Below are 15495 nucleotides of genomic sequence, written 5' to 3' on the forward strand. Positions count from 1 at the left end.
CGCGCTTACTCCCCCGCCGCCGCGCTAAGTGCGGGCGCTGGTGTGATGCCAACCGTGCGAACGAGCGCTTGGTCGGGCTCGGCTTCCTGCGGACGTGCCGGGTTGCGCATCAGGTGCAGGATGTACCAGGTGCCGGCACCGAACACGGCGAAGTAGACCAGCACGAAAGCGACCAGCGAGGTGGCGACAGCCGGCGCCGCCAGCGGCGAGTGCGACTGCCCGGTCAGGAGGTGGCCATAGACGGTATAGGGCTGGCGCCCCACCTCCGTCGTGATCCAGCCTGCGATCACGGCCACAAACCCGGATGGTCCCATCAGGATCGCCGCGCGGTGCAGCCACGGCCAGTCGAATAGTCGTCGCGCCAGCGGGCAACGAGGCTCCACAATCCCAGGCCCAACATGGCGAACCCCAGCGCGACCATGATGCGGAATGACCAGAAGACCACGGAGACGGGCGGCTCCCGGTCATCCGGGATCGTGTCGAGCCCGGCGAGCGGCGCATTGAGGTCGTGCTTCAGGATCAGCGATGACGCCTTCGGAATTTCCACGGCGTGGTCGATCCGCTTCTCGGCAGCGTTCGGGATACCGAACAGGATCAGCGGAGCGCCACCGGGATGGCTGTCGTAATGCCCCTCCATGGCCATGACCTTGGCGGGCTGATGTTCGAGCGTGTTGAGGCCGTGTGCATCGCCGACGGCGATCTGCGCCGGCGCGACGATCGCCGCCATCCACATCGCCATGGAGAACATCTTGCGCGCATGCGGGTTCGTTCGGTCCCGCAGCAAGTGCCACGCCCCCACAGCGCCTACCACCAGCGAGGTAGTGAGATAGGCCGCGATCACTGTATGCACGAGGCGGTAGGGGAAGCTTGGATTGAAGATGATCGCCGGCCAGGAGTCGCCCGGCAGGAAGCGCCCTCCCGCGTCCATCACGAAGCCGGTCGGCGTCTGCATCCAGCTGTTCACGCTCAGGATCCAGAAGGCAGAAATGAACGTGCCGAGCGCAACCATGCAGGTGGCCGCGAAGTGCAGCTTCCGCCCGACCTTCTTCATGCCGAACAGCATGACGCCGAGGAACCCCGCCTCCAGGAAGAAGGCGGTAAGCACCTCATAGGCCATGAGCGGACCGATCACCGGGCCCGCCTTGGTGGAGAACACCGACCAGTTCGTGCCGAACTGGTAGGACAGGACGATGCCGGACACGACGCCCATGGCGAAGGCGATGGCGAAGATCTTTGACCAATAGCGGAACAGGTCGAGGTACAGATCCCGCCCCGTTCGCAGCCACAGGCCTTCAAGCACGGCCAGATAGCTTGCCAGTCCGATCGAGAAGGACGGAAAGATGAAATGGAAGCTGACGGTGAAGCCGAACTGGATGCGTGCCAGCATCACCGGATCGAGTGAGTCGAACATCTGCCGTCCTAGAATGTCGGGGCGCTGCGCCACAGCGTATAAGCAGCCACCAGGAAGATGAGGCCGGCGAAGACCGTCGTCAGCGTACCGCCGGCGGACAGCCTCTTCGCCAGCATGGTGCCGCCGAGACCTCCCGCGATGCCGCCCGCAATGAAGACGCCCGCAAGCGGCCAATCGACCAGGCCGGACATGGCATAGTTGAGCGCAGTAGTTAGGCCGAAGGCGGTGACCGCCACGAGGCTGGTACCGACTGCATTGATCATCGGCATCCGGGTGGATGCAACGAGGCCGGGTACGATGAGGAAGCCGCCGCCGATCCCGAAGAAGCCGGAAAAGGCTCCCGTGCCGAGACCGAAACCGAGCACCTTGGACGCGTTCTCCCGGTTGCACTGTGCGCCCGCAATGCCCTGCGCGTGCCTGCCCCTGAGCATGAGCACACCAACAGCGACCATCAGCAGCGCGAAAAGGAACAGCAGTTTCTGCCCGTCGATCGCCTTACCGATCGTCGATCCGGCGAAGGCGCCAGCCACGCCGGCCGCCGCGTACATGCCGCCACAGCGCCATTTCACCGTATGTTCGCGGGCGTGGCTTGCGAGCCCGGTCGCGGCATTGGCGGCAACTGCGAGCGCCGAAGTGCCGATGGCGACATGCGGGCTCGTCACGCCCACCAGATAGACCATCAGCGGCACGGCCAGGATGGATCCGCCACCTCCAACCAGACCCAGGGTGAAGCCCACCAGTCCCCCCGACAGGGCGCCGAGGCCATATTGCAGGGTGGAAAGCATGTCAGGATGCGCGGCGAACCGGTTCGCCGCAGGGATTGGCGGCTGATGCATGCGGCGTGGGGGCGTGCGGGAGCATCTCCGGCTTCGCCAGCCATTCATGTCCCTTGAGCATGCCGTTCCAATAGATCCACGGCAGCGCCTTTTCCTTCAGCAGCCAGGAAAGCCGCGACGGGCGCTCGCCATTCACCAGCCACTTGGGGAAGCTGGGCTGGAGGACCCCGCCATAGCCGAACTCGGCAAGCACGATCTTGCCGCGCTCCACGGTCAACGGGCAGGAACCATAGCCGTCGTAGATGGCGCGCGGCTCCTTGCCATCGAGCACCGCGAGCGCGTTCACGGCGACCACGGGAGCCTGTTTTCGCGCTGCGGCAGCCGTCTTGGCGTTCGGCGCACTGCACCCGTCCCCAAGCCCAAAGACATTGCCGAAGTGGCTGTGCCGCAACGTCTGCTGGTCGACGTCGACGAAGCCGCTGGACGCGGCGAGGGCGCTCTCCGCAATGAAGTGGGGTGCGCGCTGCGGCGGTGTGACATGCATCATGTCGAAAGCGATCGTCACCTCGCCATCGGCACGGCGGAAGGTCGCCCGGCGATGCTCCCCGTCCACCGCCACCAGCGTGGAGTTCAGCTGGAGATCGATGCCATAGGTGTCGACATACTCCATCAGCGCGGCGACATATTCCTTCACGCCGAACAGCGCAGGCGTTGATGTGTTGAAACCGACGTCGATGCCGCCGATGCGCCCGTTTCGGCGCCAAAAGTCGGATGCGAGATACATCGCCTTTTGCGGCGCGCCAGCGCATTTGATCGGCATCGGCGGCTGCGTGAAGAGCGCCACGCCCTCACGCAGCCCCTGGATCAACTCCCAGGTATAAGGCGCCATATCGAAGCGGTAGTTGGACGTGACGCCATTCCGCCCGAGCGTCGCCTCCAGACCATCAATGGCTGCCCAGTCGAGCATTACGCCCGGTGCCGCGACAAGCACGCGATAGCCTAGCGTCGTGCCGTCCTCGAGCACGACCTCGTTCGCCTCGGGGCGGAAGCCGGCCGCGGCCGCCCTGATCCACGTGACGCCTTTCGGCATCACCGACGCCATCGAGCGTTGGGTCCGACGTCGATCGAACACCCCACCGCCGACCAGCGTCCAGCCGGGTTGATAATAATGCTCCTCACGCGGTTCGATGATCGCGATGTCGAGCCCGCGCCGCCGGGCGAGCAACGAAGCGGCAGTCGCGATCCCCGCGGCACCTCCGCCGACGATCAGCACGTCATGCGCGCGAGCAGTCGGAGAGAAAGAGCGAACGTCGCCGTGACGCTCTTCCAGGCGATCACGAAGTTGCGACAGATCGTAGCCTGCAGTCGCCGCGGCCTTTAGCACTGCGTCGGGCGAAAGGGTCTTTGCCTCGGCGAGCGCCCACAAGGTCGCCGAGCGCGTACCGGTACGGCAATAGGCTAGCACCGGCCCTTCGAGCATGCGCAAGGCGTCGGCGAACTGCGCGATATCCTCGTCGCTGACCTTGCCGGGCGTCACGGGGATGGCAGCAACCCCCAACCCTGCGGCACCAGCGGCGTGCCGGATGGCCGCAATGGTCGGCTGATCGGGTTCTTCCCCATCAGGCCGGTTGACGATGATCGTTCGAAATCCCTGCGCCTGGGCTGCCCCGACATCAGCCAGGCTGAGTTGAGGACTGACCGACAGGCCGGGGGTGAGCTGCTTGGGAGTCATGACGAACGGGTTCCATTCTGTCGATGCGGGCGCGCCCGCCGGGTCAGATCGCGTCGAGCGGGATCTTCAGGTATCGAGTGCCGTTCGCCTCGGTCGGGGGAAGCTCGCCGCCCCGCATGTTCACCTGCACGGCCGGCAAGATCAGCTTGGGCATGGAGAGCGTCGCGTCCCGCGCCGTGCGCATGGCGACGAAATCGTCCTCGCTCACGCCGTCATGCACATGGACGTTTGCAGTGCGCTGATGGCCGATCGTCGTTTCCCAGGCGAAGGTGTCGCGGCCCGGCGCCTTGTAATCGTGGCACAGGAACAACCGCGCCTCGGCGGGCAGGCTCAGCAGACGCCGGATCGAGCGATATAGCTGGCGCGCGTCGCCGCCGGGAAAATCGGCACGCGCGGTGCCATAGTCGGGCATGAAGATGGTGTCCCCGCAGAACACCGCGTCGCCGATGACATAGGCGACATCTGCAGGTGTGTGGCCCGGCAGGTGAAGGACCGCCACCTCAAGTTCGCCGATCGAGAATGTGTCGCCATCGCTGAGCAGCCGGTCGAATTGCGATCCGTCGCGCTCGAATTCGGTACCCGCGTTGAACAGCTTGCCGAAAACCTGCTGAACCGTCGCGATCTGTGCGCCAATCGCAAGCCGTCCGCCAATCTGCTCCTGCAGGTACGGGGCCGCCGAGAGATGGTCTGCGTGAGCATGGGTTTCGAGCAACCACTCGACCTCCAGACTCTCCGACTGAACATACGCGACGATGGCATCGGCCGATGCGCGGGAGGTCCGACCCGCGGCGGCATCGAAGTCCAGAACCGAGTCGATCACCGCCGCCTTACGCGAGACAGGATCGTGAACGACGTAGCTAGCCGTGAACGTCGCTTCATCGAAGAACGCGCGCACTTCCGGTCGGGGCCGTTCGCCCTTGCGAGCTCGTTCGACCACGGAATTGGCGCTGAAGAGAGGCTGTCCCATTTGGACTCTCCTTTGATTTCAGAAACCATGTATATGTGTAAACGACTTGAGTCAATCAGAGCGCTGCGCCACATCTGCAGCAACGTTACGTTCCGGAGGACCATGGACCCGACTTCCCGCCCCCCGACGCGCCTTGGCGACATCGCGCCAGACTTCACTGCGCGCACGACCAAGGGGCCGGTCCGCCTGTCCGACTATCGCGGGCGCTGGCTGGTGTTCTTCACGCATCCGGCGGACTTCACGCCGGTCTGCACCAGCGAGTTCGTTGCGTTCGCGCGGCTTTCCGACGCATTCGAAGGGATCGACTGCGCCTTGCTCGGTCTGTCGGTCGACAGCCTCTTCTCGCACTTCGCCTGGGTGCGGGCGATCCATGACCGCTTTGGCGTGGAGATCGGCTTCCCAATCATCGAGGATCCGACGCTGGAAGTTGCCAAGGCCTACGGGATGGTTGCGCCGGACGCAGTCGACGCTTCGACGGTGCGCACGACAATGATCCTCGATCCCGAAGGTGTGGTGCGCGCCATGACGGTCTATCCCGCCGAAATCGGTCGATCGATCTCGGAGATCCTGCGGATGGTGCAGGCGCTTCAGCGCGTGCACGGCGGCGGTGTGCTGGCACCGGCAGACTGGACACCCGGCGACAAGCTGCTGCGCGAGCCAAGCCAGGAGGTTGCCGAGATCGTTGCTGCTGAGGAGCCCTCCGCCTGGTTCTACCAGCCCGTCCCGGACGCGTCATGAGCAAGAACGACCTCGAAGCGGAGGCCGAGTTGCTGAAGGCGCTGGCTCACCCCGTCCGACTGGCGATCCTAAGAGCCCTTGCTGGTGGCGAGCGATCGGTCGGCGACCTCGAACAAGCATCGGGCGTCGGCCAGCCCGCATTGTCGCAGCAACTCGCCGTGCTCCGCAATGCGGCGCTGGTTGAGACCCGTCGAAAGTCGAAGCTCGTCTTCTACCGGGTCAATCATGCACGTGTCTCCGATGCGAGCACCTTCCTCGACAGCCTGGGCGGCGACCTCGTCACTTTACGGAACAGTGCCGCTGGGCAGCCCCCGCCAAGCGGCCGCGGTGCAGCGATGTTCGCTCGCGTTTGCTGATACGCGAGCGGGCGACCTCCTCGAGAACGCTTCGTGCGTCAGCGTGTCGGTTTACTGCTCAGGCTATCCGTGTCGTGCGCAGCATGAATATCATTCGCCGCGGATAATCATCAGCACCGCGAAGAGCAGGAGCAGCTTCTGGCCGTCGACTGCCTTGCCGAGTGTCGAGCCAAGAAGCGCGCCGACCACGCCCGTCGTCGCGTAGATGGCCCCATACCGCCACTTTACCGTTCCCTGTCGGGAATGACTGGCGAGCGCCGCCAAAGGCGTTAGCGGCGACAGCGAAGGCGCTAGTGCCGATCGCAACATGAGCGCTTTCCACGCCGACGAAGTAGACCATCAGCGGCACGGCAAGGATCGAGCCGCCACCTCCAGCCAAGCCAAGCGGCACTCGTGCCGTCGTGCACCACGTAGCTGACGGCGGAGCTGTCGTCGTCGAAGAGTGCTTCGATGGTCGGCGCCGGCGATGCGCTTCCGGTGACGATCCCAACTGCGGTCTTCAGAGCCTGGTCCCGATCGGGCATGTTGGTTGCTCCTGAAGGAGGAACCAGCGGCCTGCAGGCCGCCGGCGGGATGGTGACGGAAGTGTCAGACCAGAGTGGTCATCCGGTCGTGCGTGCCGCTGAAATTAAGGAAGTAACCGACTCCATCGCTCACGTTGCGCCAGCCCCGGGGCAGATTGCCGGGAACCAGGATCACGTCCCATTTCTCGAGATAGACCTTCTGCGTTTCCTCCTCGTCGAAGAAGACAACGAAGCGGCCTTCGGCGACAAACATCAGTTCCTCGCCGGTATGATCGTGCAGCGGCGCGCCCCGGCCGGGTTCGACCAGGCCGGCAGTCAGGCGGAACTCGCTGCTGAAGGTAGCGGGCGGGACAGTGGCGCACAGGCCTGGATTATCGTTATCGGTGTACTTGTACGCGGCGAGCTGCCACGCCGGGTTGCCGCCGTTGTCGATCCGGTGGTCGGGCTGCATGGCCTTGAACTGGGCCACGCTGTCGATGGTCTTGCGGATCAGGCGGCTCGCGTCGTCTCCGACACTCATGTTGTTACCCTGCGCCATGCTATCGTTCCTCTGATTGGCGTCATCGCGCTCCGCGAGCCTGAGCAGGGCGGAGGAGCGGTTGCCCGTGCGGCAGAAGGCGACCACCTTGCCCTCGGCATCGTTGATCGCGGTGCGGAAAGCTTCCGCGTCCGCGGCAGTCTCATGGCCGGACGACACCGGGATGTACCGGTAGGCCAGCCCATGCTTGTGCGCTTCGGCCTCCAGCACCGCCGATGTGGGCTGATCGGCGACTTCGCCGTCGGGGCGGTTGTTGATGAGCATCGTGGCACCGCGGGCGGCGAGCCCGGCCACTTCGTCCGGCATGACCTGCTCGCGTGTGACGATCTGCCGCTTGTTGGTTTCGGTGAACATGATGATGTCGCCTCCGATAGCTTGAAGTGCAATCTGCGCGCTTCTTCCCCTGGCCAAGTCGCGGATCGACTTGCGGTTCAGCGCTGATGCGTGTTGCAATGATGGAGAAGGACGTCAGTCCTCCGACAGGACGTCCAGTATGATGCAGCCACATCGCCCACTGTGCCTGCAGCGTTCGGCGATGCTTTCCAGCAGCGCGATCATCTCCTGCAACTCCCGGAGCTGACCCTTAAGGCGCAAGAGGTGACCATCGCCGATCTCGCGCACCCGCCGGTCGTCACGCCCTTCCTCCTTTTGTTGACCGAGAAGGGTGCCGATGTCCTTGACGCTAAATCCCAGATCGCGGGCGCGGCGGATGAACTTCAACCGCGAAAGGTCCGACCGATCATAGTCGCGATAGTTCGAGTCTCGCCGCAGCGCCTCGGGGATGAGGCCGATCTTCTCGTAGTGCCGAATCATCCGGACGCTGAGACCGGTGTCCTTCGCGGCTTGGCCGATGTTCATGTTTCACCTCCGCAGCCGCGGAAGATTTGGTGGTTAGGCAAGGGAGCGGCTGAGGTCTCGTGTTCGTCCATGAGCCTCAGATCGGGTCTGACACCGTGTTAGGGTCAAGGCTTTTCGCTAGTTCACGAAGAAAGACGGCGTGTCGTGTTCAATCACGCGTCATCGAATGACATTGCGCGAGCACGGTGCCCATAGCGACCCATGCTTCGCAACTTAGGTGCTCGACGCTGACTTTGGCCTTGCGCGATTCCGCAGCAGTCCAAGCAGAGCGAGCGGCAGCTATCCACTTCGGGGCTCCCGATAGCTGACCGGCGGCTATGTCCCCATGTTGGTCTTTCCGGATCACAGCTCGGAGTTTGATGAGCGAATGGCAGGTTGCGGATCCGCGCATCGGCACGGCAGGGGGCCGGAATGGCTCGCGAACCGCCGTTTTGCGCGCCATTCTACGCCAGAGCACTCCCACCCGTTGGAGTGGCTTTACATTATCTAGGATAGGTGCGCAGATCGACCTAAGTAACAACGGAGTATAACGGTCGATCGCAGACCCAAGATGGACGAGAACTGCTCTTAGAGGACGGAGAAGACCACGGCCAAAACTACGCTATTACCGCGCGGTTTGTATCCGTCACTCCCACTCGATCGTGCCGGGCGGCTTGGATGTATAATCGTAGGTGACGCGGTTGATGCCCTTCACCTCGTTGACGATGCGAGTGGAAATACGTGGCAGGAACCCGCCAGGGAATTCAAACGCCTGAGCGGTCATGCCGTCGGTGGAGGTGACGGCGCGTAGGGCAAGCACGCTATCATAGGTTCGGCCATCGCCCATGACGCCGACCGAGCGAACCGGCAGCAGCACCGCGAACGCCTGCCAGATCGCGTCATAGAGGCCGGCGTTGCGAATCTCCTCGAGATAGATGGCATCGGCCTTGCGCAGGATGTCGCACCGCTCGCGAGTCACCTCACCGGGGATGCGGATCGCGAGGCCGGGCCCTGGGAACGGATGGCGACCGACGAATATGTCGGGAAGGCCGAGCTCGCGGCCGAGTTCGCGGACCTCGTCCTTGAACAGCTCGCGAAGCGGCTCGACGAGCTCCATGTTCATGCGGTCCGGCAGGCCACCGACATTGTGGTGGCTCTTGATCGTCACGGACGGGCCGCCGGTGAAGCTGACGCTTTCGATCACGTCGGGATAGAGGGTGCCCTGCGCCAGGAACTCGGCGCCGCCGATCTTTTTCGCCTCGTCTTCAAAGACTTCGATGAAGGTCTTGCCAATGAACTTACGCTTGGCCTCAGGGTCGGTGACGCCGGCAAGGCCGTTCATGAACAGCGCCTCGGCGTTCACATGGACGAGCGGGATGTTGTAATGGCCGCGGAACAGACTGACGACCTGTTCGGCCTCGCCAGACCGCATCAAGCCGTGATCGACGAAGACGCAGGTGAGCTGGTCGCCAATCGCTTCGTGGATCAGCACCGCCGCCACGGCCGAGTCGACCCCGCCCGACAGGCCGCAGATCACCCTGCCCTTGCCGACCTGCGCGCGGATCTCGGCGATCTTGGTCTCGCGGAACTCGGCCATCGTCCAGTCGCCGGCCAAGCCGCACACATGACGGGCGAAATTCTTGATCAGCTTCGCGCCATCGGGCGTATGCGCTACCTCCGGGTGGAACTGCATGCCGTAGAAGCGGCGGCTCTCATCCGCAGTGATCGCGAAGGGGGCGCCAGACGAGGAGGCGACCGGGGTAAAACCCGGAGCCAGAGCGGCGACGTGGTCGCCATGGCTCATCCATACCTGGTGCCGCTCGCCCTCCTGCCACAAGCCGTCGAACAGGCCGCATCCAGCGTCGACCTGGACAAACGCCTCGCCGAACTCGCCGGAATAGCCCTTCTCGACCTGCCCGCCGAGCTGCGCATTCATGACCTGCTGGCCGTAGCAGATGCCCAGGACCGGCACGCCGCTGTCAAACACCGACTGCGGGGCACGCGGGCTGCCCTCGTCCACGACGGAGGCCGGGCCGCCCGAGAGGATCACCCCCTTAGGCTGCATCCGGGCAAAAGCATCGGCGGCGGACTGGAACGGGGCGATCTCGCTATAAACCCCCGCCTCGCGCACGCGGCGGGCGATCAACTGGGTTACCTGGCTGCCGAAATCGATGATGAGGATGCTGTCGGGGTGTTCCATGGCGAGCCTGTAGCGGCAGGCCGCGCCGGGCGAAAGAGTGGTCGTGGCGGACCTGAGACGGGCAGTGGCGGAGCCGCACCGGGCGTTTCCGATCCGGCGCGATCCACACGCGGGCCGCCGTGGCCAGTCGAGCGGCGACCAAACGAAAATGGCCGCCTCGTTTCCGGAGCGGCCACTTTCGTTTCTTTCGTTTCAGTCCCACCGCGGCAACGCCGCGCCGTCGCACGGCGCTTTAGCGCCCACGGCCGAACGAGGCTGGAGCCTCGTCGCAGCCCGGCTGCGACTTAGGCCGCCTCGTCGAAATCCTCGTCGTTCATCACCGGACCCGAGTCCTGGCCCTTGGCCGCTACGTCGCGGCCGACGAACTCGATGATCGCCATCGGCGATGCGTCCGACATGCGGATGCCGGCCTTGATGACGCGGGTGTAGCCGCCGTTACGATCGGCGTAACGCGGGGCGAGCGTGTCGAACAGCTTCACCAGCTGCGCATCGTCGAGCAGACGAGCGTGCGCGAGACGGCGGTTGGAGAGGCCGCCCTTCTTGCCCAGCGTGATCAGCTTCTCGATGTACGGGCGAAGCTCCTTCGCCTTGGCGAGCGTGGTGGTGATCTGCTCGTGCTTGATGAGCGCTGCCGACATGTTGCGGAACAGCGCGATGCGGTGGGCCGAGGTCCGCTGAAGCTTACGGCCGCCTACACGGTGACGCATGATATTCTTCCTTCTTGTTCGTTCGGGGGCCGTGTCAGGTACCCCGGACCAGGTGGGACGTGCGGGGCCACCCAGATGTACGTCACCCCGGCCTTGTGCCGGGGTCCCGATAACTACTCCCCGCTCCGGAAGAAACGGGACCCCGGCTCAAGGCCGGGGTGACGAGATCATGGGATGAGCCGAAGGCTCAGCCCATGATCTCCTGCTCGAGCTTCTTGGCCATCTCTTCGATGTTCTCAGGCGGCCAGCCCGGGATTTCCATGCCGAGGCGCAGGCCCATGGACGAGAGCACTTCCTTGATCTCGTTCAGCGACTTGCGGCCGAAGTTCGGCGTGCGCAGCATCTCGGCCTCGGTCTTGCCGACCAGATCGCCGATGTAGATGATATTGTCGTTCTTGAGGCAGTTCGCCGAACGGACCGACAGCTCCAGCTCGTCCACCTTCTTGAGAAGGTAGCGGTTGATCTGCTGCGTGTCGCTCGCCGGCTCCGCACCAGCCGCCGGAGCGGCAACGCCGACCGGGGCCGACCGGGTCACGGCCGAATCGTCGAAGTGGACGAAAAGTGCGAGCTGGTCCTGGAGGATGCGGCCGGCATAGCCGAGCGCGTCTTCCGGGGTCACCGTGCCATCGGTCTCGACCGTCAGCGTCAGCTTGTCGTAGTCGAGGTCCTGACCGACACGGGTCGGATCGACCTTGTAGCTGACCTGGCGAACCGGCGAGTAGAGCGCGTCGACCGGGATCAAACCGATCGGCGCATCGGCCGGGCGGTTGACGGTCGCGGGCACATAGCCCTTACCGGTGTCGGCGGTCAGCTCCATGTTGAAGGTCGCGCCTTCATCTAGGTGGCAAATCACCAGCTCCGGATTCATCACCTCGATGTCGCCGGACACCGCAATGTCACCAGCCTTCACTTCGGCCGGGCCGGTCGCGGACAGCTGAAGGCGCTTGGGGCCTTCACCCTGCATCTTGAGCGCGATCTGCTTCACGTTGAGGACGATGTCGGTCACGTCCTCGCGCACGCCGGCGAGGCTCGAGAATTCGTGCAGCACGTTCTCGATCTTGATCGAAGTGACCGCCGCGCCCTGAAGGCTCGACAGCAGCACGCGACGAAGCGCGTTGCCGAGCGTCAGACCAAAGCCACGCTCCAGCGGCTCGGCGACGAAGGTCGCCTTGCGCTTGCCATCGCCGCCCTTCTTCTCGAGCGCGTTGGGCTTCTTAAGTTCCTGCCAGTTCTTTGCGTTGACGGACAAGGCTCGTGTCCCCTGATGTTGGGCCAGTCGTGGGGCGCGACCAGCCGGGAAATAAAAGGGCACCCCGACTCGTCAGCCGGGGGCCAGAAATCATCAGACGCGGCGGCGCTTCGACGGACGCACACCATTGTGCGGGATCGAGGTCACGTCGCGGATCGACGTGATCTGAAAGCCGACCGCCTGCAGCGCGCGAAGCGCCGATTCGCGGCCCGAACCCGGACCCTTCACCTCGACCTCGAGCGTGCGGACGCCGTGCTCGGCGGCCTTCTTGCCCGCGTCCTCGGCAGCGACCTGGGCGGCGTAAGGGGTCGACTTACGCGAACCCTTGAAGCCCATCATGCCGGCCGACGACCAGCTGATCGCATTGCCCTGCGCATCGGTGATGGTGATCATGGTGTTGTTGAAGCTGGCGTTGACGTGCGCCACGCCCGCGGTGATGTTCTTGCGCTCGCGACGGCGAATACGCTGCGGTGCCTGTGCCATTTGGTAATCCTGACCCTTTGTCGTGGTACGGAGACCGGGAGGCGGTCAGCCTCAAACCTGTCTCCGACGGAGAAGAAGTAAAAACAGTCCGCCGGACTGTTTTCTTACTTCTTCTTGCCCGCGATCGGCTTCGCCTTGCCCTTGCGGGTGCGCGCGTTGGTGTGCGTGCGCTGACCGCGGACCGGCAGACCCTTGCGGTGACGCAGGCCGCGATAGCAGGCCAGGTCCATCAGGCGCTTGATGTTCATCGCGGTCTCGCGACGAAGATCACCTTCCACCGTGTAGCCGGCGTCGATCGCCTCGCGGATCTGAAGGACCTCCTGGTCCGACAGGTCCTGCACGCGGCGCTCCGGTGCGATCTCGAGCTTGGTCGTGATTTCCTTGGCCTTGGCCGGGCCAATGCCGTGAATGTACTGAAGCGCGATCAGGACGCGCTTGTTGGTCGGGATGTTGACACCCGCGATACGTGCCATGGAACTCTTTCTCCTCGTGCTCCACGAGGTGCGGCATGGATCACGCACCCCATCTCTCAGCATGACTTCCACCACGCAGGAAAGCGGCAAGCGCAAATCGCGCTGCCGACAACCGGGGTGCTGGAAGGGCGGTCAGTTAGGCGCGCGCAAACGCCATGTCAAGCGATCGGTTCCCCGGGGCGGGGCGTGGGGGTTCCGCGGCTGAGTGCCGACGTCACTCGGAATAAACTTTCGACGTCACCCCGGACGTGATCCGGGGTCCCGCTTTCTGCGCATCGACGGTGAGCAGAAGAAGAAGCGGGATCCCGGCTCAAGGCCGGAATAAAGGAGTGGGGGTGACGGGGTGAGGACAGCGCAGCGGAGGCGCCGGGGCCTTACTTGCCGTCCAGGATCGATTCGATCGACTGGGTCACCACCGCGATATCGGCCATGCCGTCGACCCGGCGGACGAGACCTCGCGCGTCGTAGATCGGCAGGATCGGCGCGGTTTTGGCGCGATACTCGGCCATGCGCGTGCGCACGGTTTCCTCGTTGTCGTCCGGGCGGCGCTTGAACTCATGCGCGCCACACACGTCGCAGGTATCCGCGACCTTGGGCTGCTTGAAGGTATCGTGATAGCCGGCGCCGCAATTGCCGCAGGTGAAGCGGCCAACGATACGCTCCACCAGCGCGTCCTCGTTCACCTCGAGCTCGATGACATGATCAAGCGTGCGGCCGCGTTCGTCCAGCAACAGGTCGAGCGCCTCTGCCTGTGCCGCGGTGCGGGGGTAACCGTCAAAGATCGCGCCCTGATCCTGAGCGAGTCGATCGAGATTCTCGCCGATCAGCGCCGAAACGATGGCGTCAGAGACGAGCTCGCCCGCGTCCATCACCGCTTTCGCCTGCACGCCCACCGGCGTGCCGGCCTTTACCGCGGCGCGGAGCATGTCGCCGGTCGACAGCTGAACCATGCCGCGCTCGGCGACCAGCCGTTCCGACTGGGTGCCCTTGCCCGCACCCGGCGGGCCGAGAAGAATGATGTTCACGCGAAAACGCCTCCCCTGTTGCGGTCGCTAGCGCGGCTTAGCGCAGCCGGCCACCCTTCAGCTTCGCCTTCTTGATGAGGTCGCCATATTGGTGCGCCAGCAGGTGCGACTGAATTTGAGTCACCGTATCCATCGTCACGTTGACGACGATCAGCAGGCTGGTGCCGCCCAGATAGAACGGGATCGACAGCGCCGACACGAGATACTCCGGCACCAGGCAAATGAACGCCAGATAGGCCGCACCGATCACGGTGATGCGCGTCAGCACGTAATCGAAATATTGCTCGGTGTTCTTGCCAGGACGAATGCCCGGGATGAACCCGCCGTAGCGCTTCAGGTTCTCGGCCGTCTCCTCCGGGTTGAAGACCACCGCGGTGTAGAAGAACGAGAAGAAGATGATGCCGGCGCCATACAGCAGCATGTAGAGCGGGCTGCCGTGCTGCAGATACTGGTTGAGGCTGATGATCGCATCGCCCCACCAGCTGTCACCCGACACGCTGTTACCGGCGAACTGGGTGATGGTGAGCGGGAGGAGCAGCAGCGACGAGGCGAAGATCGGCGGGATCACGCCCGCGGTGTTGATCTTCAGCGGCAGGTGGCTGCGATCGGCCTGAACGCCACGCGCCGTCTGACGCTTCGGATACTGGATCAGGATGCGGCGCTGCGCGCGCTCCATGAAGCAGATGAACAGCACGAGGCCGGCGACCGCGAGAATGATCGCGATGACGATCGCCGGGCTCATCGAGCCGGTGCGGCCACCCTCCAGCAGATTGACGATCGTCGTCGGCAGGTGCGCGACGATGCCGGCCATGATGATCAGCGAAATGCCGTTACCGATACCGCGGCTGGTGATCTGCTCGCCGATCCACATCAGGAACATCGTGCCGCCGATCAGCGAGATCACCGCAGCGACGCGGAACAGCATGCCCGGTTCAACCACCGCGCCGCCCGCCTCAAGGCCGGTGGCGATGACATAACCCTGAATCGCGGTGAGCGCGACCGTGCCGTAGCGCGTATACTGGTTGAGCTTCTTGCGCCCGCTCTCGCCTTCCTTCTTGATCGCGGCGAGCTGCGGCGACAGCGAGGTCGCGAGCTGCACCACGATCGAGGCGGTGATGTACGGCATCACGCCGAGTGCGATCAGCGAGGCACGCTCCAGCGCGCCGCCCGAAAAGGTGTTGAAGAAATCGAGCACGCCGCCCTTGGTCTGCTGCGCAAGCGCGGCAAGGCCGGTCGGATCGATACCGGGGAGCGGCACGTAGCTGAGCAGGCGGAAGACGATCAGCGCACCGATCGTGAACCACAACCTCTTCTTGAGATCGGTCGCCTGCGCGAACTTCGCGAGGCTGATGCTTTGCGCCATCTGGTCGGCTGCGGATGCCATACTACGTCGGTGCCTTCGGAAACGAAAAACGGCGGGATAGGTGCTGATGCCCCCGCCCCGCCGCTCATATAAGCGCCAGAAGCGCCTTGTCTAAT

At 64.2% G+C, this 15495-nt stretch carries 14 protein-coding genes and 2 pseudogenes; 2 read left to right on the top strand and 14 right to left on the bottom strand.

Going from position 1 to position 15495, the window contains the following annotated elements; genetic code table 11:
• Positions 1 to 5 precede the first annotated feature (5 nt).
• The 4 genes and pseudogenes from SPHI_RS02850 to SPHI_RS02865 form a co-directional block, all read right to left on the bottom strand.
• Positions 6 to 1411 (bottom strand): annotated as a pseudogene (locus SPHI_RS02850) (cytochrome ubiquinol oxidase subunit I).
• An 8-nt stretch (positions 1412 to 1419) separates the two neighbouring features.
• Entirely contained in the window at positions 1420 to 2196 is a 777-nt protein-coding gene (locus tag SPHI_RS02855) for a sulfite exporter TauE/SafE family protein (protein WP_076743589.1), read from the bottom strand.
• Between the two features lies 1 nt (position 2197).
• Positions 2198 to 3919 carry a bifunctional protein tyrosine phosphatase family protein/NAD(P)/FAD-dependent oxidoreductase gene (locus SPHI_RS02860; RefSeq protein WP_076743382.1) on the bottom strand — a complete coding sequence of 574 codons (1722 nt, stop codon included), beginning with the start codon at positions 3917 to 3919 and terminating at the stop codon, positions 2198 to 2200.
• 43 nt (positions 3920 to 3962) lie between these two features.
• A complete protein-coding gene (locus SPHI_RS02865) occupies positions 3963 to 4886 on the bottom strand; it encodes an MBL fold metallo-hydrolase (protein ID WP_076743383.1) in 924 nt (307 codons plus the stop codon).
• 102 nt (positions 4887 to 4988) lie between these two features.
• Between SPHI_RS02865 and SPHI_RS02870 the strand changes: the two genes are divergently transcribed.
• Together SPHI_RS02870 and SPHI_RS02875 are read left to right on the top strand one after the other, a co-directional pair.
• A complete protein-coding gene (locus SPHI_RS02870) occupies positions 4989 to 5624 on the top strand; it encodes a peroxiredoxin (RefSeq protein WP_076743384.1) in 636 nt (211 codons plus the stop codon).
• Entirely contained in the window at positions 5621 to 5980 is a 360-nt protein-coding gene (locus tag SPHI_RS02875) for an ArsR/SmtB family transcription factor (RefSeq protein WP_076743385.1), read from the top strand. The genes SPHI_RS02870 and SPHI_RS02875 overlap by 4 nt, the downstream gene beginning before the upstream one ends.
• Positions 5981 to 6076: 96 nt before the next feature.
• On the opposite strand, the pseudogene SPHI_RS02880 reads toward SPHI_RS02875, so the two are convergent.
• The 10 genes and pseudogenes from SPHI_RS02880 to secY form a co-directional block, all read right to left on the bottom strand.
• Positions 6077 to 6371 (bottom strand): annotated as a pseudogene (locus SPHI_RS02880) (TSUP family transporter); the annotation flags it as partial.
• Between the two features lie 197 nt (positions 6372 to 6568).
• Positions 6569 to 7396 carry a TIGR01244 family sulfur transferase gene (locus tag SPHI_RS02885; RefSeq protein WP_076743386.1) on the bottom strand — a complete coding sequence of 276 codons (828 nt, stop codon included), beginning with the start codon at positions 7394 to 7396 and terminating at the stop codon, positions 6569 to 6571.
• 114 nt (positions 7397 to 7510) lie between these two features.
• Positions 7511 to 7900, bottom strand: a complete 390-nt coding sequence (locus SPHI_RS15390) for a MerR family transcriptional regulator (RefSeq protein WP_076743387.1) — start codon at positions 7898 to 7900, stop codon at positions 7511 to 7513.
• A gap of 625 nt (positions 7901 to 8525) precedes the next feature.
• Complete coding sequence (guaA, locus tag SPHI_RS02895) at positions 8526 to 10079, bottom strand: glutamine-hydrolyzing GMP synthase (protein ID WP_076743388.1); 1554 nt, start codon at positions 10077 to 10079, stop codon at positions 8526 to 8528.
• A 284-nt stretch (positions 10080 to 10363) separates the two neighbouring features.
• Entirely contained in the window at positions 10364 to 10786 is a 423-nt protein-coding gene (gene rplQ, locus SPHI_RS02900) for a 50S ribosomal protein L17 (RefSeq protein ID WP_076743389.1), read from the bottom strand.
• Positions 10787 to 10973: 187 nt separating this feature from the next.
• Positions 10974 to 12035 (bottom strand): DNA-directed RNA polymerase subunit alpha, encoded by a 1062-nt coding sequence (locus tag SPHI_RS02905; protein ID WP_066776726.1) that lies wholly within the window; start codon positions 12033 to 12035, stop codon positions 10974 to 10976.
• A 93-nt stretch (positions 12036 to 12128) separates the two neighbouring features.
• Entirely contained in the window at positions 12129 to 12518 is a 390-nt protein-coding gene (gene rpsK / locus SPHI_RS02910; RefSeq protein WP_019516037.1) for a 30S ribosomal protein S11, read from the bottom strand.
• A gap of 104 nt (positions 12519 to 12622) precedes the next feature.
• Positions 12623 to 12991 carry a 30S ribosomal protein S13 gene (gene rpsM, locus SPHI_RS02915; RefSeq protein ID WP_076743390.1) on the bottom strand — a complete coding sequence of 123 codons (369 nt, stop codon included), beginning with the start codon at positions 12989 to 12991 and terminating at the stop codon, positions 12623 to 12625.
• A gap of 374 nt (positions 12992 to 13365) precedes the next feature.
• Positions 13366 to 14016, bottom strand: coding sequence for an adenylate kinase (locus SPHI_RS02920; protein ID WP_076743391.1), 651 nt, complete (start codon positions 14014 to 14016; stop codon positions 13366 to 13368).
• A 37-nt stretch (positions 14017 to 14053) separates the two neighbouring features.
• Positions 14054 to 15400 carry a preprotein translocase subunit SecY gene (secY, locus tag SPHI_RS02925; RefSeq protein ID WP_076743392.1) on the bottom strand — a complete coding sequence of 449 codons (1347 nt, stop codon included), beginning with the start codon at positions 15398 to 15400 and terminating at the stop codon, positions 14054 to 14056.
• Positions 15401 to 15495 lie beyond the last annotated feature (95 nt).

It is taken from the genome of Sphingomonas jeddahensis (genome assembly GCF_001981525.1).
Classification (GTDB): Bacteria; Pseudomonadota; Alphaproteobacteria; order Sphingomonadales; family Sphingomonadaceae; genus Sphingomonas; species Sphingomonas jeddahensis.

Bases quoted from the DNA above. Each gene is read 5' to 3' on its own strand.
- guaA (WP_076743388.1), bottom strand. From the start codon at position 10,079: ATGGAACACCCCGACAGCATCCTCATCATCGATTTCGGCAGCCAGGTA.
- SPHI_RS02885 (WP_076743386.1), bottom strand. From the start codon at position 7,396: ATGTTCACCGAAACCAACAAGCGGCAGATCGTCACACGCGAGCAGGTC.
- SPHI_RS15390 (WP_076743387.1), bottom strand. From the start codon at position 7,900: ATGAACATCGGCCAAGCCGCGAAGGACACCGGTCTCAGCGTCCGGATG.
- SPHI_RS02870 (WP_076743384.1), top strand. From the start codon at position 4,989: ATGGACCCGACTTCCCGCCCCCCGACGCGCCTTGGCGACATCGCGCCA.
- rplQ (WP_076743389.1), bottom strand. From the start codon at position 10,786: ATGCGTCACCGTGTAGGCGGCCGTAAGCTTCAGCGGACCTCGGCCCAC.
- rpsM (WP_076743390.1), bottom strand. From the start codon at position 12,991: ATGGCACGTATCGCGGGTGTCAACATCCCGACCAACAAGCGCGTCCTG.
- SPHI_RS02855 (WP_076743589.1), bottom strand. From the start codon at position 2,196: ATGCTTTCCACCCTGCAATATGGCCTCGGCGCCCTGTCGGGGGGACTG.
- SPHI_RS02865 (WP_076743383.1), bottom strand. From the start codon at position 4,886: ATGGGACAGCCTCTCTTCAGCGCCAATTCCGTGGTCGAACGAGCTCGC.
- SPHI_RS02875 (WP_076743385.1), top strand. From the start codon at position 5,621: ATGAGCAAGAACGACCTCGAAGCGGAGGCCGAGTTGCTGAAGGCGCTG.
- rpsK (WP_019516037.1), bottom strand. From the start codon at position 12,518: ATGGCACAGGCACCGCAGCGTATTCGCCGTCGCGAGCGCAAGAACATC.
- secY (WP_076743392.1), bottom strand. From the start codon at position 15,400: ATGGCATCCGCAGCCGACCAGATGGCGCAAAGCATCAGCCTCGCGAAG.
- SPHI_RS02860 (WP_076743382.1), bottom strand. From the start codon at position 3,919: ATGACTCCCAAGCAGCTCACCCCCGGCCTGTCGGTCAGTCCTCAACTC.